This is a genomic window from Acutalibacter sp. LFL-21 (genome assembly GCF_025630755.1).
Taxonomy (GTDB): Bacteria; Bacillota; Clostridia; order Oscillospirales; family Acutalibacteraceae; genus Acutalibacter; species Acutalibacter stercoravium.
In genome coordinates, this window is record NZ_JAOTNT010000004.1 from 283,286 (window position 1) to 304,268 (window position 20,983).

A 20,983-nucleotide genomic window follows, 5' to 3' on the forward strand; every position below is an offset into this window, starting at 1 on the left:
TCAAGCCTCCTCTCCTTCCACCCGCACGGTGATAGGGCCCAGGTCCCGGCCGGCTTTTTCCCCGTAGCCAAAGGCAGTTTGCAGCAGAAACCGGGCTCCTGAAGCCGTCTCCTTCCGGTAAGCAGCCTGCAGGGTCTCCTCCTCCACCAGGGAGCAGGCCCGGCGCAGAGCCTCCCCCAAGGGGGCTTCCTGCTGCTGGGAGACGAATTTTTCGAACGCTTCCCTGCTGGAAAAGCCCAGCGCCAAAGCTAAACCTGTCAACGTGGGGCAGCGCTCCCGTCCCTCACACTCCCGCAGGTATTCCTCTGTAATCCGTTCTACCCCTCGCGGGCTTTTGAGGCGGCGTTGGCTCCCCATGGGCCTCACCCCCCTTCCGCAGGCAGTCCGTCCCTCCCCTGGGGCCCAGCAGGCGGGCATACTCCCGCTTTAGCGCCTGAAGTTCCCGCTGCTGGCCGGGGGTGGGGTTCTGCTCCTGGATGAGGCGGTGCATCTCTCCCGCCACAAGCCGCCGCAGGTGGATCCGAAAGGGACATTCCTCCCGCTGGCAGCCCGCCTCTCTCCCCCTTCTCCCGAAGTCCGGGCAAGTTCCAGGGTAGGGGCATTGTTTTACATTACAATCCATGGCATTCTCCTTTCCTCTTCCGGGGGGCAAAGCAGAGGGCGCATACCCGGCTGTAAGCGTAGCGGGCCTTTCCCACCGTCCACCGGTTTCCCAGCTCCGCTACAATCCGCTTCCAAGGGATGGGGGCGCCATACTCCATCACCTTACGGGCGATGAGCCGCGCTTTTGGGTCGGGCAGGCGGCGGGCCAGCTCCTCCGCCTCCCGCAGCAGGCCGCACAGCCTTTGGGCCTCTTCCCTCTCTCCCCGGCGCTCCAGCTGGAACCGCTCCTGCCGCAGGGCGGGAAGCTGCTCAAACTCTTCCCGTGTCATGGAAGGCGCGCCGCCCGGCGCTGCAACACATGAGCAGTTACACGCAAGTCATCCCGGATCTCCATAAGCTGGCCCACCCGCTGCCAAAGATCCGATTCCCGCCGGAGTCTGGCTTCCTCCCGCAGCTGATCCAACCGCCTGTTCAAGCGCCCCACCTCCTCCAGGTACTCCTGGGCCATACGGTCATAATCCATTTTCGCCCTCTCCTTCCCAACCGATTTTCTTGGAGGCCTCATACTCTTTTGAGCCTCTATTTCCAGTTTATTACTCTTATGAGTAGTTGTCAAGAGCATTTTACTCTTATGAGTAATTTTTGCTTGACATTTCCTCTTTTCTAAGATATTCTTAGAGCAGGAAAGCGGGTGACCCTATGACATTTTTAGAAAAGTTAGATTTCTTTTTACAGCGTGAGCACCTGAACCGCCGGGGCCTTTCTCAGAAAACCGGCATTCCTTACACCACCATTGACAACTGGTACAACCGGGGCTATGAGGGGCTGCGCCTTTCCACTGCCGGAAGGCTGGCGGAATTTTTCGGCACCACCACAGATTTCCTTCTGCGGGACGATTTAACCGACCCGGACTATGGCAAGGCGCTGGGATTTCAGGTGGACTTTGGCGAAATGGAACGGGTGCGCAAGTACCGGGCGCTGGATGTGTACGGCAAGCAGGCTGTGGACGCCGTGCTGGAAGCGGAGTACCAGCGGATGACCCGCGTGGCCCAGCGGGAGCAGAAGGGATGGGTCACCTATATCAACCTCTACGATTTGGCCGTCTCCGCCGGTACCGGTGAACCTTTGGGAGACACCTATTACACCACGCGGGTGGAGCTTCCCACAGAAAAGGTGCCGGAAAACGCCCACTGCTGCCTGCGGGTCAGCGGAGACAGCATGGAGCCTGCTTACAAGGATGGGGACATTGTGTTCGTTCAGCGCTTGGAAAATGGCCGCCTGCGGAAAGGGGAAGTGGGGATCTTCTCCTTAAACGGCGAGGGATACATCAAGCAGCTGGGCCAGCGGCAGCTGCTCTCTTTCAATCCCAAATATCCGCCCATCCCCATCGGCCCCTATGACCGCCTGGAGTGCCAGGGCAGGGTTTTAAGCAAGCTGTAGCCCGCTGCGCGCCAGCTGCTGTAAACCCTGGGGAAACCAGCTGGATGCAAATTGGAAGCAGTGGAAATTCGGAAAGCGGTTGATTTCAACCGCTTTTTCCACTATAATAGACAACAGTATGCAGGAAGGTCCCTCTCAAGCTGCCTTTCGGGAAGTGGGTCTCCTGCCGCAAAGGAGTTTTGACCTATGTACCGAATTGTAAAAAAAGAGGTGCTCAACCCCACCGTGACCCGGATGGACATTGAGGCGCCTCTCATTGCCAAAAAGGCGGAGCCGGGGCAGTTCATCATCCTGCGGGTGGACGAAAAGGGCGAACGTATCCCCCTGACTGTGGCGGACTTCGACCGGGAGCGCGGCACCGTGACCATTATTTTCCAGATCGTGGGCGCCACCACGGAAAAGCTGAACCACCTGGAGGAGGGCGGCTGCCTACAGGACTTTGTGGGCCCCCTGGGCCGCCCCTCGGAAACAGAGGGCCTGAAAAAGGTGGCCGTCATCGGCGGCGGCGTGGGCTGCGCCATCGCTTACCCGGTGGCGAAAAAGCTCCACCAGCAGGGCGCGGAGGTCCACTCCATCGTAGGCTTCCGGAACAAGGACCTGGTCATCCTGGAGGAGGAGTTCCGGGCGGTCAGCAGCAAGTTTGTGATGATGACGGACGACGGCTCCTACGGCGAAAAGGGCCTGGTGACCAACGCCCTGGAAAAGCTCATCGCCGAGGGCGAAACCTATGATGAGGTCATCGCCATTGGGCCCCTGGTGATGATGAAGTTTGTGGTGAAGCTGACCAAGGAGCACAACATCAAAACCGTGGTGAGCATGAACCCCATTATGATTGACGGCACGGGCATGTGCGGCGGCTGCCGCCTGACCGTGGGCGGCAAGACCAAATTCGCCTGCGTGGACGGCCCGGACTTCGACGGCTTTGAGGTGGACTTTGACGAGGCCATGGCCCGGGGCACCATGTACCGGGAGTTTGAGCGCCACGCCTATGAGGAGACCTGCAACCTGTTCCAGAAGGAGGTGAAGTGAGATGCCCAACATGTCTTTGAAGAAAAACGAGATGCCCTCCCAGGCGCCGGACGTGCGCAACAAGAACTTTTTAGAGGTGGCCTTGGGCTACACAGAGGAGCAGGCCCTGGACGAGGCCCAGCGCTGCCTGCACTGCAAGAACAAGCCCTGTGTGGCCGGATGTCCCGTGGGCATCCACATCCCCGACTTTATCGCCAAGGTGGCAGAGGGGGATTTTGAGGGTGCCTATCAGATCATCACACAATCCAGCTCCCTGCCCGCCGTGTGCGGCCGGGTGTGCCCCCAGGAGACCCAGTGCGAGCAAAAGTGCGTGCGGGGCATCAAGGGGGAGCCGGTGGGCATCGGCCGCCTGGAGCGGTTCGTGGCCGACTGGCACAACAAGAACGTCTGCGAGGCGCCCCGCAAGCCCGCCCCTAACGGGCACAAGGTGGCGGTGATTGGCTCCGGCCCCTCAGGGCTGACCTGCGCCGGGGACCTGGCCAAGAAAGGCTACGCCGTCACCGTGTTCGAGGCTCTGCACACCGCCGGCGGCGTGCTGGTGTACGGCATCCCGGAGTTCCGGCTGCCCAAGGACATTGTGCAGAAGGAGATCGACGGCCTGAAAGCTCTCGGCGTGGACGTGCAGACCAACATGGTCATCGGCCGGGTGCTCTCCATTGACGAGCTGCTGGAGCAGGGCTATGAGGCGGTGTTCATCGGCTCCGGCGCGGGGCTGCCCCGGTTCATGAACATCCCCGGTGAGAACCTGAAGGGGGTCTACTCCGCCAACGAGTTTTTGACCCGTGTCAACTTGATGAAGGCCTATCAGCCCGGCAGCGACACCCCCATCGAACACGCTAAGCGTGTAGCGGTGGTGGGCGGCGGCAACGTGGCTATGGACGCCGCCCGGTGCGCCAAGCGCCTGGGGGCCGAGGAAGTGTTCATCGTCTACCGCCGCTCTGAAAAGGAGCTGCCCGCCCGGGCCGAGGAAGTGGAGCACGCCAAGGAAGAGGGCATTGTGTTCCACCTGCTGAACAACCCCACCCAGATTCTAGGGGACGAAAACGGCAATGTGAAGGGCATGGAGTGCATCCGTATGGAGCTGGGCGAGCCCGACGCCTCGGGCCGGCGGCGGCCTGTGGAGGTCCCCGGCAGCGAGTTCACCCTGGACGTGGACTGCGTCATCATGGCCATCGGCACCTCCCCCAACCCGCTGATCAAGTCCACCACCCAGGGCTTGGAGACCCAGAAGTGGGGCGGCATCATCGTCAATGAGGAGACGGGCCTCACCAGCCGGGAAGGCGTGTACGCCGGCGGCGACGCCGTCACAGGCGCTGCCACGGTGATTTTGGCCATGGGCGCCGGCAAGACCGCTGCCACCGCCATCGACGAGTACATCCAGAGCAAGGCGTAAAAAGGATATAGGAAAAGGACCGGGAGAACTCCCGGTCCTTTTGATTTCTTCTATGGCATTTTAAGCGAACGCAAACCGCTCTATAGCCTGGGCCAAGCCGTCCTCCGTGTGGGGGCCGGTGAGATACTTGGCCGCGGCTTTGGCTTCCTCCGAGCCGTCCCCCATGCAGACAGACACCCCGGCATACCGGAGCATGGTTACGTCGTTGCCATTGTCTCCCAAGGCCATAACGCCCGCCTGAGGGATGCCCAGGCGTCCCGCTAACGCCTGTAAGGCCGCTCCCTTGTCCGCACCGGCGGCGTTGATCTCCAAGTTGTCCGGGATGGAGGAGGTGACCGTCAGCCCTCCCAGCCCCTCCAAGCGCTGCCACAGCTCCTGGCGCATGGCCTCGCTGGGGATGTAGGGCAGGTTGATTTTTTCCGGCTGGAGGCCCGTTGCCCCCAGCGCCTCCCCCAATTCCTCCTCCAGGCGGTAGTCCTTGGTGAGGAAGTGCAGCTTACTCTCTGGGATGCCGAAGTGCGCCACCGCCCGCTCCGGGTCGCCCCGGCGGGTGATGGCCCGGCCGCCGTCGTAATACTCCACGAAGATGTCATATTCCGAAAGCAGGGCCTGGACCTGCCGGGCCTTCTCGTTGGGGATGAGGCACTGCCACACCGCCTGGCCGGTCTCCAAGTCGTAGACACCGGCACCGTTGGCGGTGATGGCGTACCGCACCCCGGGCAAAGAGGTGATTTCCTGTGGGAGGAAATCCTTCATCCGGCCGGAAGCCGGCACCAGCACCATTCCCCGGCGGGCCGCCTCCCGAAGGGCCCGCTGGTTGGCTTCTGAAATGAATTGATGCCTGACCAGGGTGGTGCCATCCAGGTCAAAGGCAATCAGCCGGACATCCATGCTTCCACTCTCCTTTTGCTTTTGGCGCTATTATACCACGGTGCTATCTGCCCTGGCAAGCGCCCCTGATAGAAAAAGCGGCCTGGAAGCCCAGACCGCCTTTCCCCGCGCCCTTCTTACTTATTCTGGAAGGTGCGGCATTCCGTGCCGCTTTTGGAGGTCACGTCCCCGCAGCCGCAGCCCACGCAGACGCACTGGGCATCGCAGCGCTGGTTGCTGTTGTAGGAGCAGCTCTTTACATGGCAGCGGATGTCCGTCTCCACACTGGGGTTCTGGCCCATGGCGTTCTGGGCAGAGCCAGCGCGGCGCTCCTCGAAGGAGGCGCAGCAGGTCTGGCTGCACTCCTGGGCAGCAGGGCCGTCCACCTGAATGCCCATCAGGCAGCACTGGTGGTTTTGGTTATGCTGGCAGCTCTCCACCTGACATTCCAAACGGTTCATACAAGGCACCTCGTTTTCCCTGTGATTTCACAGAACGCTTTCACGTTCCGCCTGCTTTATCTTTCCCCAGCATAGGAATTTTATGAGGGGCTTTTCAAAAAAAGATTGCCCCTGGACTTTTTAAAGGGAGATTAGTATAATGAAAATAACCTCTTGAAAAACAGGAAGGAGCATTGTGTATGGATCTGGAAAATTTCGGAAAGAAAGCAGAGCCGCTGCGCTGCCTGGGCGTGAAGGTCAGCCAGCACGGAGTTGTGATAGCCCACAAGGTCTGGGATGAGGAGTGCCGCCGGAACGTGTATTCCGCCAGCAAAAGCGTCACCTCCTGTGCGGTGGGGTTTGCCATCCAGGAGGGGCTGCTCTCCCTGGAGGAGCGGCTGGTGGACGCCTTTCCCCAGGACCTGCCGGAAACCGTGGGGGAAAACCTGGAGAAGGCCACCGTGCGGGACCTGCTGACCATGTGCCTGGGCCAGGACCACGGAGAGCTGATGGGCGCCCAGCGGCCTCTCTATCAGGAGAAGGACTGGGTGAAGCTTTCCCTCTCCCTGCCCTTTGCCTACCAGCCGGGCAGCCGCTTTGTTTACAACAATGTGGGGCCCTATCTGGCAGGCGTGCTGGTGCAGCGCCGGGCCGGCTGTGACCTGGTCTCTTACCTGACGCCCCGGCTGTTCGACCACCTGGGCATCACCCGCCCCACCTGGGAGGTGGACCCCCAGGGCTACACCTTTGGGGCGGGCGGCCTGTTCTTCACCCTTTCCGAGCTGCACACCTTTGGGCAGTTCTACCTGCAAAACGGCCTGTGGAACGGCCGGCAGCTCCTCTCCCCCGCCTGGGTGAAGGAGAGCACCACCAAGCAGGTGGAAAACGGCCAGCAGGGCTACGGCTACCTGTTCTGGGGCGGGCCCCAGGGTACCTTCCGGGCGGACGGCAAGTACGGCCAGCTGTCCATCCTGTGCCGGGACAAGGACGCGGTCATCACCGTGGTGGCGGAGTGCCGGGATGTCCCCTCCCTGATGGACGCCATTTTCGACGAACTGTATCCCCAGCTGTAAGGCGCCGGGGCCTTTCTGACAAAGGAAAAGCCTTCCCTTTTCGGGAAGGCTTTTTTGTTGGAACGCAAGCGTCAGGCGCTCTTCTCCGGGGCTTTGTCCAGGATCTGTTTACCGGCAAACTGCACCAGCAGGAAGCCCACCACACAGGTAAGGATAATTTCGGGGATCATGTAAGAGCCATTATACACCAGAGAGTAGACCACCGCCAAGGCTGTTCCAGACAGGTTGCCCAGGGCAGGGAAGAATGTGGCGATAAATCCCTGCATATCAGCCGTCTCATTGAAGGAAGCCCACAGCACCCAGCCGCTGAGGAACGAGCAGAAGTAGCGCAGCATCATGGAGACAAAGCTGCCCAGGGTAAAGGCCGCCGCGTCGTTCTTGATCTTGCCCCGGAACATCCCGGCCAAGCCCAATACGGTAAATGCCAGGATATAGTCCAGGAAAATAGAGCCCACCACCATCATGGCAGAAATGCCCTTGAGGGCGTCCAGGCCGAAGAGCAGCTGCAGCACGCTAAATACCAGGCCGGCGCTCAGGCCCCACTTCAAGCCGCAGCGATAGCTAAAGAACATCACCGGCAGCATGGAGCACAGGGTGATGGCGCCTCCATAAGGCAGCTCGAAAGGCTTGACAAAGCCCAGAGCCGTACCCATCGCGATCATAACGCCCGCCAGCACCAGGTTAAAGGTTCGTTTGGAAACAGTGTTCATGTTCATTCTTCCTCTCACATTGGATTCTCCTAAAAAAGGAAGCCCTGGGCCCCTGTGGAGGACAGGCAAAAAAACAGCCGCTCGGAGAAGAACCGAGCGGCGAAGGGACATTTCAAGCAGAGGTTTCTGCCACTGGGCCGCGCAAAAGGGCGCCGCCCTGTGAATGAAATGCTCCCTACGCCGGTATTATCCGGATCAGGTTCCTGCCCCAAAGGGCAAAGGGTTTAAGCTCGAAGCTCCTCTCAGCCGCCTGAAAGCGGGCACCCCTTCTTCCATTTTTCGACCCTTATTGTAGCGCAGGCGGCAGGATTTGTCAAATAGTGCGGGCGGCCAGAAGTGCAAAAAAGGGGCCGGGTTTTAAGCCCGCCCCTTTTTCACAGAGAGGTTTTCTTGCTTCGCCGCTTCAAAATCGTAAGATCACACAGATAAGCTGCCGCAATGGCAAAATACACGGTAACGTTGGGACGGCGCAGCACATTGCCAGAGATCTGGGCGGCAATGGCGGCCAGCAGGAAGGTCATGCCCACCGCCCCCATCTCCATGGTGAGGAACCGCTTGACCCCGCCCCCAAAAGAACACAGGCCCCGCACTGGCAGGCGGCGGCCCTTCCCCTGCTGCTCCCTCCAGGCTGCGGACACATCTTGGAAAAAGGCCTTGAAGATCATCCCCACAAACAGGGCAAGGAACAGCATATACAGGGTGAAGCCAATGTACCCACAGAAGTAAAACACCGCGGGAAAATCGTTCTCCAAGTCGTAGTTAGAGCCGTTATAAATCATGTCGCTGTACTCGAAGCCAAAAAGGTGGGTGACAAAATCTTTCTCTTCCCACATCAGCTTGGCGTACATGGATTTGCGCACCCGGGAGTCCGAGAGGATGGAGGGCTCGGAGGTGTAATCGTAGGCGTCCATCACGTTGTAGACGCCGAAGCGCTCGTACAGGTTTTCAAACACGGGGCCGTAGACCTCCGGGTCGGTGTAAACCCCCATCAAGCTGTCCCGCAGGCGCTGAAGGCGCACCTCGTCCCCCACGGCGCTTCCACCGCCGGAACCGGACTGCTCCAGCTCTTCTTTGATGGCCTCCAGCTCTTCCTGATCGGCGCCGGTGTTTTTCAGGCTTTCCTCCACACGCTGCTGATAGTTGCTCAGCGCGTAAGCAGACTGGCTCTCACGCTGCTGCATGGGGGCATACTGCCGGAAGGTCACCACCAAAACCAGCACGGCCAGCAGGGGCAGCACATAGCGCAGGCTCTTCTTCTGGAAGTTGAGCGCGAACAGGAAGATAAACGCCCCTGCTACAATGAAGATGGAGTAAAACGTGAATTTGGTGCCGGTGACGAACATCAGCCCAAAGGAGAGCACGAGGGAGAGCAGAAACAGGGGGTACTTGCCGCTCTTCCAGGAGAAGAAAAGGGACAAGGGCGCTACCAGCACGATGATGGCGCTTTGGGCGTTGGCCACGCCAAACCAGCCCATCACTCCCAAGTACAGCGTGTCATAGGTGTAGACAGGGTGCCCTGTCAGCCAGGGCAGGGCGGTGAAGAGGATGATCTCCCCCAAGTTGATGGCAAAGGCCGCGCAAACGGACTTTCCCAACCCCTTCCCCTTCTTGAAGAAAGTGACAAAGGACAGGGCAAAGATGGGGAAGTTCATAATGCGCAGGAAATTTGCCGTGTCCGCCACCATGGACTGATACCCAATGCGGTAACAGTTGGCCATGTGCGCCACCCAAAACAGCCCCATGACGCCATAGAAGAGGAAATAGACCCGCTTTCTATCGCTGACAAGGAAGCCCAGCAGGGCCACAGCCATCAACAGCAAAAAACGCATGGCGGTGGAGAGAGAATTGCTCCCCATCTCCCCCAGAAAGTAGGAGAGCACGTCCAGCAGGGGCTGAATGACAATAATGGCCCCCACAATCCAAGGCAGCTTTCCCACAATGGCTTCTTTCATCGTTTGATACATTTTCTTCATACCGTTCCCCCTTGGCTCCTGCCCATTCTCAAGTTCCCTCCACGGGAACGCCCGCCGCGCAGCCGTTCCACAAATCCCCTTGTCTCCACAGCCCGGGCCGTGCCCACTGTGGGGTGCAGATATACATATAGCAACGCCGCCGCCACCGAGCCGTACACAGTCACGCTGGGCTTGCGCAGCACCTGCCCGGAAAACTGGGCCCCGCCCAGCATCAGGGCGAACATCATGGCGGGCACACCCAACTCTACACAGAGCACCCGCTTCCAGTCCAGTGCCAGGCCCTTCAGGCAGATGAGGAAGAAGTACAGGGCAAAGGCCCCGTACAGCCCCACCCCCACATAGCCGTAATAATACAGCAGGGCCGGAAAGTCATTTTCCGGGTCGTAGATGTGGCTCCCCACATGGCATTGGGCATATTCCACGCCCACCAGCTTGGTGAGGAAATCCTGATCCTGCCAGACCATCTCCATGGCGGTCAGCTTTTTCACACGGGTGTTGTAGAGGGTTTGGGGGTCGGTGGCATACTCATACTGCTCCATCACCCTCTCCAGGCCAAACTCCTCAATCAGGTCCTCCAGCAGGGTGGCCCCATACAAGCCCGGCTGGCCGTAGACCTGGGTGTACACCTGTGTGATCTTATCCAAGACCTCCGTGGGAATCTCCTCCCCTGGGGTATAGACAAAGCCCTTGTCCTCCCCCATGATGGCGTCGGCCTTTTCCTGATAAATGGAATAGGAATCCGCCGTGAGGGCCTGGCGCTCCGCCATGGGAGACACGCCCCGAAACAGGACCAGGGCCGCCAAGGCCACTGCCAAGGGGATGCAGAACAGCAGCTGCTGCCGGCGCAACACCAGCAGCGCCAGAAACGCGCAGCAGATCAGGATGGCTCCGTAATAGGTCAGCCGTGTACCGGTGAAGTACAAAAGCCCAAAGCCTAAAAGGCAGCACAGGCAGAACTTCCACAGCCGGCGGCTGCGCAGGCCCCACAACAGCAGGGGCGGCACCAGCAGGGTGAGAATGGAGCTTTGGGAATTGGCCACCCCAAACCAGCCCAAAATGCCAATGGCTACGCCCCGGTCCGGATAATCATAGGTGTAAACCGGCTGGCCCACCCCATAGGACAGAGCAATGACAAGAAGTATGATGCCAAAATTCAACGCCAGCATGCCCACAACCCGGTAATCCAGGTCCCTGCGCTGGCGGAAAAAAGTGACGAAAGAAAGGGTCCACAGGGGAAACTGCACCAGCTTTAAGAACTCTGCCGCATCCCCCACCGGGTCCTGATATCCCAAGCGCAGGGAATTGAGCATGTGCAGCACCCAGAAGCCGCCCACCACGCCATAGGCGAGATAGTAGGCCCGGCGGTTCTCTGTAATGGCAAAGCCGTACAGGCACACAGCGAACAACAGCACCGTGCGCAGGGCGGTGGTCACCCAGGTAGCTTCTGCCTGGCCCATAAAATAGGAGAGCACATCCAGCAGGGGCTGCACTGCCAGCAAGGCAGCCATCACCTCCCCCACGGGGGCGGATGCTCGTGTTTTCCAAGAGGATTCTATCATGGCAAAGGGTTCCTTTGTTATGTCAAGTGTTTGGAATGTATTATAACACGAAAAGCCTTTCGGCACAACAGAAAGTGACCGGCCCCGACAGCTTTGAAGCGCGCTTTTCCCCGGAATTCCGGCATTTTTCAGGCATCTTACAAGTTTCTTTCGCTTTTTCCCCTCTTCTCCAAAAGGAAAAGCCCTCCGGAGAAACCGGAGAGCCTTCCTTGAAGATTGGTTAGGAGAACAAATATCAGCCCTTTAAGATCTGCTTATACAGGCGGATATACTCGTTAGCTGACCTGCCCCAGCTGTTGTCACAGCCCATGGCGCGGTCCACCAGCACGCTCCAGCCCTCTTTGTCGGAGTTGTAGGCGTAAATGGCCCGGTGCAGGGAATGGAGCATGTCGCCGGTGTTGTAGGTTTTGAAAGTGAAGCCATTGCCCTGGCCGTCGCCGCTGTCGGTGATGGAATCTTTCAGGCCGCCGGTCTCGCGGACCACAGGAATAGTCCCATAGCGCAGGGCGATCATCTGGGAGAGGCCGCAGGGCTCGGACTTGCTGGGCATCAGGAAAATATCCGCACCGGCATAGATTTTCCGAGAGAGCTCGGGCACAAAGCCCAGGCACATGACAAAGCGGCCGGGATACTTTTCCTGCATCCATTTGAAGTAATTTTCGTACTCCAGGTCACCGCTGCCCAACACCACAAACTGGGCGTTGGAATACTCCATCACGTTGTCGATGCCCTCTTTCACCAGATCCAGGCCCTTATGGGACACCAGCCGGGTAACCATGCCCACCAAGGGCAGGTCAGGGTTCTGCTCGATGCACAGCCGCTCCTGCAGCTTCTGCTTGTTCACAGCTTTGTTCGCCTTATCCTCCCGAGAGTAGTGAGCATAGATATTGGGGTCCGCGGAAGGATCGTAATTGACGGTGTCAATGCCGTTCAAAATGCCGGAGAGCTTCCAGCTGCGCTCCCGCAGGATGGGGTCCAGTTTGTGAGAGAACCAAGGGTCCAGGATCTCCTGGGCATAGGTGGGGCTCACGGTGGAAACCCAATTGGCACACTCAATGGCACCCTTCATCAAGTTTACATCCTTGTTGAATTCCAGCAGGGAACTTTCATAGTTGGGAATGCCGAACACATCCTCCAAGATTTCCTTGCCATACTGGCCCTGATACTGGATGTTGTGGATGGTAAACAGGGTCTTGATGCCGGAGTACCACTCGTTGTTGGCGTAGAACAGACGGTAGTAAACAGGCACCAGGGCGGTTTGCCAATCGTTGGTGTGGATGACGTCGGGCTTAAAGTCGATATAGGGCAGCATCTCCAGGATGGCCCGGGAGAAGAAGGCAAAGCGCTCTGCGTCGTCAAAGTGGCCGTAAATGCCCTGGCGCTTGAAGTAATACTGGTTGTCAATGAGGTAGTAGATGACGTTGTTGATCTTTGCCTCGAAGATTCCGCAGTACTGGCGCCGCCAAGCCACCGGCACACTGATGCTGGTGACAAAGCGCATCTGGTCCCGCAGCTCTTGAGAGATGCCGTCATACAGGGGCACCACCACCCGGCAGCCAATCAGCCGGGAGCGCAGCGCCTGGGGCAGAGAGCCCGCTACATCTGCCAAACCGCCAGTAGCGGAAAAGGGCAGGGCCTCGCTGGCACAGAATAAAACTTTCATTTGGTTACCATAGCCTTTCCGCTCACAAAATCCCGTTTCCCGGGCACCGCCGGGAGCCCCGCCGTGAGCCGCGCGGGGGGAAGATGGGACGGGCGCGCTCGGTTACACCTTGCTGCCCTTGGCCACGAATACTGGGTAGGTCTGGTAGCCCATCAGCGTGCGGTTGGGATCGAACACAGTGTCCTTATCGGCCACTACATAATCCAGCCGGCTGTTTTCGCCAATGACAGCGTCCTGCATAATCACGCAGTTGCGCAGCTTGGCGCCTTTATGAACCTGCACGCCCCGGAAGAGCACGCAGTTCTCCACCTCGCCCTCAATCAGGCAGCCATCGGCGATAATGGAATTCGTAACCTGAGATCCCAGGCCGTAACGGGCAGGCATATCGTCCCGAACCTTGGTGTAGATGGGGCGGCTGGCCTCAAACAGCTGGGTGCGCACCTTGGGCTCCATCAGGGCCATATTGGCCTTGAAATAGCTGCCCAGGGAGGAGATGGAGTAAGCGGCGCCGGTGAACTCATAGCCACAGACCCGCATATCCGGCAGGTTGCGCTGGAGCAGGTCCCGGTCGAAGTCATACAGGTTGCGGCCCATGCACTCCTCCACCATGGCCATCAGCCGCTTGCGGCCGATGAGGCACATGCCCATGCCAAAGTTGCAGTCGGTATCGCTGCCCCGCTTGACCACCATATCCCGGATAAAGCCCTCAGGGTCCACTGTGTAAACCACGTTCTTATCCGTATCGGGGGAAACGCCGTGACGGTAGACAATGGTGATGTCCGCCTCCTTGGCGGTGTGCAGGGCAAACACCTCTTTATAGTCGATGTTGGCCACCGTGTCGCAGTCGGAGAGGAGCACATACTCCTCTTTGGAATTGCGCAAAAACCGCATGATGGAGGCCAGGGAGCTGATCTTCCCCTCTGTGCGCATGGTCTCTGCGCCAAAGGGGGGCAGCAGGTACAGGCCCTCCCGCTTGCGGGAAAGGTCCCAGAACTTGCCAGAGCCCAAGTGGTCCATCAGGGATTGGTAATTCTGCTCGGTGATGACGCCCACCTTGTTGATTCCGGAGTTCACCATGTTGGACAAGGGGAAGTCCACCAGGCGGTAGCGCCCGCCGTAGGGGATGGAAGCCATCACCCGGTTCTGGGTCAGCTCACGCACCCGCTCTTCGTGTACATAGGCAAACAGAATGCCGATTACATCGTTGCCGCGCATCACTTCTCCACCTCCTCAGCATCAATCATAGCCTTGGGGGGCACCACGGTATCGGGAGCCAGCGTGCAGCCCGGGCCAATGACGGCCACGCCCCAGTCTTCTTTATTTTCCATATCCTCGGGCCGCTGGCCCACCACAGAGTTGGCGCCCACCACAGAGTTTTCGGCCACGATGGCGTACTGAACTGTGGCGCCCTCTTCAATACGGGAGCCGGGCATGATGATGGAATCCCGCACCACCGCGCCGGGAGCTACATAGACGCCCGCGAACAGCACAGAGAAATCCACCGTGCCATAGACATTGCAGCCCTCTGCCGCCAGGGAGTTCTGAATGGTTGCGCCCTTGGCCACATAGTGGGGCGGCATGACCGGGTTGCGGGAGTAAATGCGCCACTCGGGATCGTTCAAATCCAGGGGGATATTGGGGTCCAGCAGGTCCATATTGGACTCCCACAGGCTCTCAATGGTTCCCACGTCTTTCCAGTAGCCCTCAAACCGGTAGGCGAACATGCTCTCGCCGGCGTTCAGCATGGCGGGCAGCACGTTTTTGCCGAAGTCGTTCTGGCTCTTGGGATCGTTCTCGTCCTCCTCCAGGTACTTGCGAAGCTTTTCCCAGGTGAAGACGTAAATGCCCATGGATGCCTTGTTGCTCTTGGGCTTTTTGGGCTTCTCGTCGAACTCGTAGATAGAGCCGTCCTCGTTGGTATTCAAGATGCCAAACCGAGAGGCCTCCGCCATGGGCACCTCGTACACGGCGATGGTGCAGGCGGCGTTTTTCTCCTTGTGGAAATTGAGCATTTTGGAATAATCCATTTTATAGATGTGGTCGCCAGAGAGAACCACCACGTAGTCGGGATTATACCGCTCGATAAAGGGGATATTCTGATAAATGGCGTTGGCAGTGCCCTTGTACCAGTCGGTCTTTTTCTGCTTCTGGTAGGGGGGCAGCACATGCACGCCTGCATTGTTGCTGTCCAGGTCCCAGGGCTGGCCGTTGCCGATGTAGTCGTTGAGCTCCAGGGGCTGATACTGGGTGAGCACACCCACAGTCTCGATGCCGGAGTTTACGCAGTTGGAAAGCGGGAAATCAATGATGCGGTATTTCCCGCCGAAGGGCACCGCGGGCTTGGCGAGGTTTCTCGTCAGAACGCCCAGACGGCTGCCTTGGCCGCCGGCAAGCAGCATGGCCACGACTTCTTGTTTGGGTAACATTTTAGCGTCCTCCTAATCTTCAATGATATTGCAAAAAGCTGCGGCCTTCCCGAAGAGTCTTCGCGAAAGGGGAAAGCAGAGGCTTTTTTAACGGGATACAGTTTAAGGGGTGGGCTCCCCTGCTTTCTTGGCCCGCGAGCGGGCGGCTGGCTTTTTGGCGGCTGGCTTTTTGGCCGCCGGCTTTTTCGCGGCGGTGCGCCGCACCCGCTTGGGGGTCTTCTTCACGCACTCCAGGAAGAACACGGAGCAGCCTGGCAGCGTCAGGGAAACACTCTGGTCACAGCCGTGCATGGGCACATCCTGGGTCTTGATGGCGGTGCCGTTGGTCACGCCGCCGCCGCCGAACTCTTCCGCGTCGGAAGTGAACACCTCTGCCCAGGTGCCCCGAATGGGCACGCCGATGCAGTAGTTCTCCCGCTGGACGGGAACGAAGTTGCACACGGCCACCAGCTCCCGCCCGTCCTTGGCCTTGCGGCGGAAGGCGATGACGCTCTGCTGGTAGTCGTCGTTGGAAATCCATTCAAAGCCCTCCCAGGAGAAATCGATCTCCCACAGCTCGGGACGGCTGAGATAGAACTGGTTCACCGCCCGGAAGAAGGCCTGGGCCTGCTGGTGCTCGGGGTATTGGAGCAGGCCCCACTCCAGTTCTTTTTCGTAATTCCACTCGTTTTTCTGGGCAAATTCCGTGCCCATAAACTGGAGCTTCTTGCCCGGGTGGGCCATCATATAGCTGACAAAAGCCCGCATCTGGTCGGCTTTCATCTTGTCGTCGCCGGGCATCTTATTGATGAGGGAACCCTTTCCATAGACCACCTCGTCGTGGGAGATGGGCAGGATGAAGTTCTCGGAAAAAGCGTAGAAGAAAGAGAAGGTGAGGGCGTCGTGATTGCCGCTGCGGAACAGGGGGTCCATGGACATATAGCGGAGCATGTCGTTCATCCAGCCCATGTTCCACTTGTAGTTAAAGCCCAAGCCCCCCACATAAGTGGGCTTGCTCACCAGAGGCCAGGAGGTGGACTCCTCTGCGATCATCATGCAGTGGGGCGCCTCGGCAAAGGCGGCCTCGTTCAGCGCCTGCAGGAAAGACACCGCCTCGTAATTTTCCTTGCCGCCGTCCTTGTTGGCCACCCACTCGCCGTCCCGGCGGTTGTAGTCTAGATACAGCATAGAGGCCACCGCGTCCACCCGCAGGCCGTCGATGTGGTATTCCTTAAGCCAGTACACCGCGCTGGACATCAAGAAGCTCTGCACCTCGGGCTTGCCGTAATCGAAGACCAGAGTGCCCCACTCCTTGTGCTCCCCCTTGCGGGGGTCCTCATACTCGTAGCAAGGGGTCCCGTCGAAGAAGGCCAGGCCCGCCGCGTCCCGGGGGAAATGGGCGGGAACCCAGTCCATAATGACGCCGATGCCCTCCTGGTGGCAGCGGTCCACAAAGCGCATAAAGTCCCGGGGCTGGCCATAGCGGGAGGTGGGGGCAAAATAGCCGATGACCTGATAGCCCCAAGAACCATCGTAAGGGTACTCGGTCAGGGGCATGAACTCAATGTGGGTGAAGCCCATGTCCTTCACATAGGGGATGAGCTCGTCCCCCAGCTTGTCGTAGGAAAAGACGCTGCCGTCCTTATACTTCCTCCAAGAGCCCGCATGGACCTCATAGATGTTCACCGGCTGCTCATAATGGGGATGCTCCGTCTTGTGCCGGAGCCAGTCATCATCGTGCCAGTCATAGCCGCTCAACTCCACCCAGCGGGAGGCCGTGCCGGGCCGGGTCTCTGAGTGGCGGGCAAAGGGATCCGCTTTATAGGTATCCTTGCCCTGGGCGGTTTTGATATAGAACTTATACAGCTCAAAGGGCTGGAAGACGAAATCGGTATAGCCCTCCCACACTGCGTCGTCGATCTTTTTCAAGGGATACTTGGCCTTATCCCAATTGCAGAAATTGCCCACCAGGGAGACCTCCCTGGCATGGGGGGCCCACACCCGGGCCACCATGCACTCCCGGCCCAGATGGGTGGTCTTGTGCAGGCCCAGATATTCATACGCCCGCCGGTTGGTCCCGTTGCGGAACAAGTAGAGCGGCAGGTTATCCGGCTGATTGGCGCCGTCCTTTTTTGGAAGCTGAGTTTCACGTCCCATTATCTGAACGCTCCTTTTCTCCGGGTAAACGGTTTCTTTGTAGTTATCATAGCATAATCCAGAAAAATTTCAAGAGGTTTTTAGTAATACCTTTTAATTCTTTGTAAAATATTTTGCAATCTTTGTAATTCATAACTAAATGTCACCAGGATTTTCTGTGTAAGACAACATTTCTGCATGTTTGAGCGCCCTTTTTTTCCGTTTTCCCAATCTATATGGGCCTGTCCCCCACCTTATGAAAACCGCGGCAGCAAGCCGGCACGCTCTCCCTGGAAACCCACCGCAGCGCGGAGCTGCCATCCCCTCCCCTTCCGCCCATCAGCGGCGGACCCCGGGCCCCTTCCCCGCCTTCTTCCGCCCGGCTCAGAACCATTGAAAAAAGGAGGAGGGCCGCCCCATGGTGGGTAGGCCCTCCTCCTTGCTTTTCTTTTTTGCGTTACACCCTCTTCACGCCAAAGGTGACGGTTTCACCGTTGACGTCCTGCTGGGCGGTGTATCCTTCCAAGATGTCGAAATGGCAGGCTTCTCCCAGCACGTCGTGCAAGATGGACTGCTGGTTTTCCCGCAGGACCTGGGCAACCTTCTCGCTGCCCTGGCAGTAGACCTCAATGTGGTCGGTGACATTGAAACCGGCTTCTTTCCGCATGGTTTGCAGCTTGCTGGTGATCTCCCGCACAAAGCCCTCGTCGATGAGCGCCTGGGTCAGGGTGGTGTCCAGCACCACGGTCAGGCCCCGGTCGGAAACGGAAGTGTAGCCCTCCTTCTGGGCGGTCTCGATGAGCAGCTCCTCGGCAGTGAGGTCCACCTCCCCGCCAGGCAGGGGCAGCTTCAGCAAGCCGGTGGTGTCCAGCTCTTTCTTGGCGGCGGCGCCGTCCAGCTCCTGCAAGGCCTGGCGCACTTCGTTCAGCCGTTTGCCCAGCTTCTTGCCCAGCAGCTTCAGCTGGGGCTTGAAGGTGTAGTCGGTGAACTGGGACATGTCCGTGAGGAAGACCAGCTCCTTCACGTTCAGCTCCTGCTTGATGATCTCGGTGTACAGCTCCCCAAGGCCCTGGTCCGCGTCGGTGTAAAGGGCCTGGAGGGGCTGGCGGTTCTTCAAGCTGGACAGGTTCCGGGCGGCACGTCCCTGGGTGACAATGCGCAGCACCTCATCCATATCCGCCTCCAGCTGCTTGTCCACCCAGGCCCCCTCATAGGCGGGGTACAGGCACAGGTGGACGCTCTCCGGGGCGGACTTGTCCACGGAGCACACCAGGTTGCGGTAGATCTCCTCGCTCATAAAGGGCACCATGGGGGCCGCCATCTTGGCGGTGTCCACCAGGGCGGTGTACAGGGTCATAAAGGCGGCAGTGCGGTCGCCGCTCTCCGCCTGGGCCCAGAACCGGGACCGGCTGCGGCGCACATACCAGTTGCTCATCTCGTCCACAAAGTCCTGCAGGGCCCGGGCGGCCTCCGGCACCTTGTAGGCGGAGAGGTTCTCGTCCACGGCCTTCACGGTGGTGTTCAGCCGGGAGAGCAGCCACTTGTCCATCACGGTGAGCTGGCAGTCCTCCAGCTTGCGCTGGGTGGGGTCGAAGCCCACGATATTGGCGTACATCACAAAGAAGGCGTAGGTATTCCACAGGGTGGAGAAGAACTTCTTCTGCCCCTCGATGACGGCCTTCTCGTGGAAGCGGCTGGGCAGCCAGGGGGCGGAGTTGGTGTAGAAATACCAGCGCAGGGGGTCCGCGCCGAACTTTTTCAGGGCCTCCATGGGGTCCACGGCGTTGCCCTTGGACTTGGACATCTTCTGGCCGTTCTCGTCCTGCACCAGGCCCTGGACCAGCACGTTCTTAAAGGGGGCCTTGTCAAACAGCAGGGTGGAGATGGCCAGCAGGCTGTAGAACCAGCCGCGGGTCTGGTCCACGGCCTCGGAGATGAAGTCCGCGGGGAACTGGCTCTCAAAGAGCTCTTGGTTCTCGAAGGGGTAGTGGTGCTGGGCAAAGGGCATGGAGCCGGAGTCGAACCAGCAGTCGATGACCTCGGGCACACGGTGCATCTGCTTGCCGCAGTGGGGGCAAGTAATGGTGACCTGGTCCACATAGGGCCGGTGGAGCTCGATGTCGTCGGGGCAGTTCCCGGACATCTCCTTCAGCTCCGCAATGCTGCCAATGGCGTGGCGGTGGCCGCACTCACACTCCCAGATGTTCAGGGGTGTGCCCCAGTAGCGGTTGCGGCTGACGGCCCAGTCCTGGACGTTCTCCAGCCAGTCGCCAAAGCGGCCCTTGCCGATGCTCTCCGGGTACCACTGGACGGTGTTGTTGTTCTTGATGAGCTGGTCCTTCACGTCGGTCATCTTGATGTACCAAGACTCCCGGGCGTAGTAGATGAGGGGGGTGTCGCAGCGCCAGCAAAAGGGGTAGCTGTGCTCGAACTTGGGGGCGGAGAACAGCAGGCCCCGCTCATCCAAATCCTTCAGGATTTCCTTGTCGGCGTCCTTGCAGAACAGGCCGGGCCACTTGGTTTCACTGGTCATCTGGCCCTTGCCGTCCACCAACTGCACCAGGGGCAGGCCGTACTTGCGGCCCACCTTGGCGTCGTCCTCACCAAAGGCCGGCGCGATGTGCACCACGCCGGTGCCGTCTGTCAGGGTGACGTAGTCGTCGCACACCACGTACCAGCACTTCTCCTTGGGGCTGACAAAATCGAACAGGGGCTCGTACTCCTTGCCCTCCAGGTCGGCGCCCTTGAAGGTCTCCAGGACGGTGTACTCCCCCTCGCCCAGGACGGTGTCGCACAGGGCGGCGGCCAAATAGTAGGTCTCCCCCTTGCTCTCCACCTTCACATAGTCCTCGGCGGCGTTGACGCACAGCGCCACGTTGGAGGGCAGTGTCCAGGGGGTGGTGGTCCAGGCCAGGATGAAGGCGTCCTCGCCCTTGACCCGGAACTTGGCAATGGCGGAGCGCTCCTTCACATCCTTGTAGCCCTGGGCCACCTCGTGGGAGGAAAGGGGCGTGCCGCAGCGGGGGCAGTAAGGCACGATCTTGAAACCCTTGTACAGCAGGCCCTTGTCCCAGATCTGCTTGAGGGCCCACCACTCGCTTTCGATAAAGCTGTTGTCATAGGTGACGTAGGGGTGCTCCATGTCGGCCCAGAAGCCCACGTCCTTGGAGAAATCCTCCCACATGCCCTTGTACTTCCACACGCTCTCCTTGCACTTTTCAATGAAGGGGGCGATGCCATAGGCCTCGATCTGGTCCTTGCCGTTGATGTGCAGCAGCTTTTCCACTTCCAGCTCCACGGGCAGGCCGTGGGTGTCCCAGCCGGCCTTGCGGGGGACCATCTCCCCCTTCATGGTGTGGAAACGGGGGAACAGGTCCTTGAAGGACCGGGTCTGCAAATGGCCGATGTGGGGCTTGCCGTTGGCGGTGGGGGGGCCGTCGTAAAAGACGTAGGAGGGGTGGCCCTCCCGCTCCTCCACGCTCTTTTCAAAAATGCGGTTCTCTTCCCAGAACTTTGCCGTTTCCTGCTCCCGCTCCACGAAGTTCAGGTTCGTGGAGACTTCCTTGTACATGCTCATGGCAGCCATCCTTTCTCTGGTCTGTGTCCACCGGAATCGACTGAAGGAAAGAAAAAGCCTTCGCCCCGCGCAAACGGGACGAAGGCTTGGCTTCGCTGTAACCACCCATTCC

General features: G+C 59.2%; 18 protein-coding genes. 4 read left to right on the top strand and 14 right to left on the bottom strand.

What is annotated here, in order from left to right; all coding sequences use genetic code 11:
* From ODJ80_RS06915 to ODJ80_RS06930, 4 genes are read right to left on the bottom strand one after another with little or no spacing between them, the layout of a single operon-like run.
* Positions 1–357: a DNA-packaging protein gene (locus tag ODJ80_RS06915; RefSeq protein ID WP_263041489.1), complete on the bottom strand. Its 357-nt coding sequence runs from the start codon at positions 355–357 to the stop codon at positions 1–3.
* On the bottom strand, positions 284–622 hold the full coding sequence (locus ODJ80_RS06920) for a hypothetical protein (protein ID WP_263041490.1): 339 nt from the start codon (positions 620–622) through the stop codon (positions 284–286). The genes ODJ80_RS06915 and ODJ80_RS06920 overlap by 74 nt, the downstream gene beginning before the upstream one ends.
* Positions 612–932 carry a hypothetical protein gene (locus ODJ80_RS06925; protein WP_263041491.1) on the bottom strand — a complete coding sequence of 107 codons (321 nt, stop codon included), beginning with the start codon at positions 930–932 and terminating at the stop codon, positions 612–614. Before ODJ80_RS06925 ends, ODJ80_RS06920 begins: the two co-directional genes overlap by 11 nt.
* Positions 929–1,126 carry a hypothetical protein gene (locus tag ODJ80_RS06930; RefSeq protein WP_263041492.1) on the bottom strand — a complete coding sequence of 66 codons (198 nt, stop codon included), beginning with the start codon at positions 1,124–1,126 and terminating at the stop codon, positions 929–931. The genes ODJ80_RS06925 and ODJ80_RS06930 overlap by 4 nt, the downstream gene beginning before the upstream one ends.
* Before the next feature lie 176 nt (positions 1,127–1,302).
* On the opposite strand from ODJ80_RS06930, the gene ODJ80_RS06935 reads away from it, so the two are divergent.
* The 3 genes from ODJ80_RS06935 to gltA all read left to right on the top strand — a co-directional run bounded on the left by ODJ80_RS06935 (position 1,303) and on the right by gltA (position 4,465).
* The gene (locus ODJ80_RS06935) at positions 1,303–2,043 is read left to right on the top strand and encodes a S24 family peptidase (RefSeq protein ID WP_263041493.1); all 741 of its coding nucleotides are present in this window, start codon (positions 1,303–1,305) and stop codon (positions 2,041–2,043) included.
* A gap of 186 nt (positions 2,044–2,229) precedes the next feature.
* Entirely contained in the window at positions 2,230–3,072 is an 843-nt protein-coding gene (locus ODJ80_RS06940; protein ID WP_263041494.1) for a sulfide/dihydroorotate dehydrogenase-like FAD/NAD-binding protein, read from the top strand.
* Between the two features lies 1 nt (position 3,073).
* A complete protein-coding gene (gene gltA / locus ODJ80_RS06945) occupies positions 3,074–4,465 on the top strand; it encodes an NADPH-dependent glutamate synthase (protein ID WP_263041495.1) in 1,392 nt (463 codons plus the stop codon).
* A 60-nt stretch (positions 4,466–4,525) separates the two neighbouring features.
* On the opposite strand, the gene ODJ80_RS06950 is transcribed toward gltA, so the two are convergent.
* Positions 4,526–5,356 carry a Cof-type HAD-IIB family hydrolase gene (locus ODJ80_RS06950; protein ID WP_263041496.1) on the bottom strand — a complete coding sequence of 277 codons (831 nt, stop codon included), beginning with the start codon at positions 5,354–5,356 and terminating at the stop codon, positions 4,526–4,528.
* A gap of 116 nt (positions 5,357–5,472) precedes the next feature.
* The gene (locus ODJ80_RS06955; protein ID WP_263041497.1) at positions 5,473–5,796 is read right to left on the bottom strand and encodes a DUF1540 domain-containing protein; all 324 of its coding nucleotides are present in this window, start codon (positions 5,794–5,796) and stop codon (positions 5,473–5,475) included.
* 179 nt (positions 5,797–5,975) lie between these two features.
* Here ODJ80_RS06955 and ODJ80_RS06960 point away from each other — a divergent pair, with 179 nt between their 5' ends.
* Positions 5,976–6,848: a serine hydrolase domain-containing protein gene (locus ODJ80_RS06960; protein ID WP_263041498.1), complete on the top strand. Its 873-nt coding sequence runs from the start codon at positions 5,976–5,978 to the stop codon at positions 6,846–6,848.
* A gap of 71 nt (positions 6,849–6,919) precedes the next feature.
* Here the strand turns inward: ODJ80_RS06960 and ODJ80_RS06965 are convergent, their stop codons facing one another.
* From ODJ80_RS06965 to ileS, 8 genes are all read right to left on the bottom strand, one after another.
* A complete protein-coding gene (locus ODJ80_RS06965; protein ID WP_263041499.1) occupies positions 6,920–7,558 on the bottom strand; it encodes an energy-coupled thiamine transporter ThiT in 639 nt (212 codons plus the stop codon).
* A 374-nt stretch (positions 7,559–7,932) separates the two neighbouring features.
* Positions 7,933–9,531: an O-antigen ligase family protein gene (locus ODJ80_RS06970; protein ID WP_263041500.1), complete on the bottom strand. Its 1,599-nt coding sequence runs from the start codon at positions 9,529–9,531 to the stop codon at positions 7,933–7,935.
* Entirely contained in the window at positions 9,528–11,090 is a 1,563-nt protein-coding gene (locus ODJ80_RS06975) for an O-antigen ligase family protein (RefSeq protein WP_263041501.1), read from the bottom strand. Before ODJ80_RS06975 ends, ODJ80_RS06970 begins: the two co-directional genes overlap by 4 nt.
* A gap of 235 nt (positions 11,091–11,325) precedes the next feature.
* Positions 11,326–12,753, bottom strand: coding sequence for a glycogen synthase GlgA (gene glgA, locus ODJ80_RS06980; RefSeq protein WP_263041502.1), 1,428 nt, complete (start codon positions 12,751–12,753; stop codon positions 11,326–11,328).
* Between the two features lie 102 nt (positions 12,754–12,855).
* On the bottom strand, positions 12,856–13,968 hold the full coding sequence (gene glgD, locus ODJ80_RS06985) for a glucose-1-phosphate adenylyltransferase subunit GlgD (RefSeq protein ID WP_263041503.1): 1,113 nt from the start codon (positions 13,966–13,968) through the stop codon (positions 12,856–12,858).
* Positions 13,968–15,179, bottom strand: coding sequence for a glucose-1-phosphate adenylyltransferase (locus ODJ80_RS06990; protein ID WP_263041504.1), 1,212 nt, complete (start codon positions 15,177–15,179; stop codon positions 13,968–13,970). Before ODJ80_RS06990 ends, glgD begins: the two co-directional genes overlap by 1 nt.
* Before the next feature lie 102 nt (positions 15,180–15,281).
* Entirely contained in the window at positions 15,282–17,315 is a 2,034-nt protein-coding gene (gene glgB / locus ODJ80_RS06995; protein WP_263041505.1) for a 1,4-alpha-glucan branching protein GlgB, read from the bottom strand.
* Between the two features lie 436 nt (positions 17,316–17,751).
* Entirely contained in the window at positions 17,752–20,865 is a 3,114-nt protein-coding gene (gene ileS, locus ODJ80_RS07000; protein ID WP_263041532.1) for an isoleucine--tRNA ligase, read from the bottom strand.
* Positions 20,866–20,983 lie beyond the last annotated feature (118 nt).

Bases quoted from the DNA above. Each gene is read 5' to 3' on its own strand.
- ODJ80_RS06925 (WP_263041491.1), bottom strand. From the start codon at position 932: ATGACACGGGAAGAGTTTGAGCAGCTTCCCGCCCTGCGGCAGGAGCGG.
- ileS (WP_263041532.1), bottom strand. From the start codon at position 20,865: ATGTACAAGGAAGTCTCCACGAACCTGAACTTCGTGGAGCGGGAGCAG.
- glgB (WP_263041505.1), bottom strand. From the start codon at position 17,315: ATGGGACGTGAAACTCAGCTTCCAAAAAAGGACGGCGCCAATCAGCCG.
- ODJ80_RS06935 (WP_263041493.1), top strand. From the start codon at position 1,303: ATGACATTTTTAGAAAAGTTAGATTTCTTTTTACAGCGTGAGCACCTG.
- ODJ80_RS06990 (WP_263041504.1), bottom strand. From the start codon at position 15,179: ATGTTACCCAAACAAGAAGTCGTGGCCATGCTGCTTGCCGGCGGCCAA.
- ODJ80_RS06920 (WP_263041490.1), bottom strand. From the start codon at position 622: ATGGATTGTAATGTAAAACAATGCCCCTACCCTGGAACTTGCCCGGAC.
- ODJ80_RS06970 (WP_263041500.1), bottom strand. From the start codon at position 9,531: ATGAAGAAAATGTATCAAACGATGAAAGAAGCCATTGTGGGAAAGCTG.
- ODJ80_RS06975 (WP_263041501.1), bottom strand. From the start codon at position 11,090: ATGATAGAATCCTCTTGGAAAACACGAGCATCCGCCCCCGTGGGGGAG.
- ODJ80_RS06955 (WP_263041497.1), bottom strand. From the start codon at position 5,796: ATGAACCGTTTGGAATGTCAGGTGGAGAGCTGCCAGCATAACCAAAAC.
- gltA (WP_263041495.1), top strand. From the start codon at position 3,074: ATGCCCAACATGTCTTTGAAGAAAAACGAGATGCCCTCCCAGGCGCCG.
- ODJ80_RS06965 (WP_263041499.1), bottom strand. From the start codon at position 7,558: ATGAACACTGTTTCCAAACGAACCTTTAACCTGGTGCTGGCGGGCGTT.
- ODJ80_RS06950 (WP_263041496.1), bottom strand. From the start codon at position 5,356: ATGGATGTCCGGCTGATTGCCTTTGACCTGGATGGCACCACCCTGGTC.
- glgA (WP_263041502.1), bottom strand. From the start codon at position 12,753: ATGAAAGTTTTATTCTGTGCCAGCGAGGCCCTGCCCTTTTCCGCTACT.
- ODJ80_RS06930 (WP_263041492.1), bottom strand. From the start codon at position 1,126: ATGGATTATGACCGTATGGCCCAGGAGTACCTGGAGGAGGTGGGGCGC.
- ODJ80_RS06940 (WP_263041494.1), top strand. From the start codon at position 2,230: ATGTACCGAATTGTAAAAAAAGAGGTGCTCAACCCCACCGTGACCCGG.
- ODJ80_RS06915 (WP_263041489.1), bottom strand. From the start codon at position 357: ATGGGGAGCCAACGCCGCCTCAAAAGCCCGCGAGGGGTAGAACGGATT.
- glgD (WP_263041503.1), bottom strand. From the start codon at position 13,968: ATGCGCGGCAACGATGTAATCGGCATTCTGTTTGCCTATGTACACGAA.
- ODJ80_RS06960 (WP_263041498.1), top strand. From the start codon at position 5,976: ATGGATCTGGAAAATTTCGGAAAGAAAGCAGAGCCGCTGCGCTGCCTG.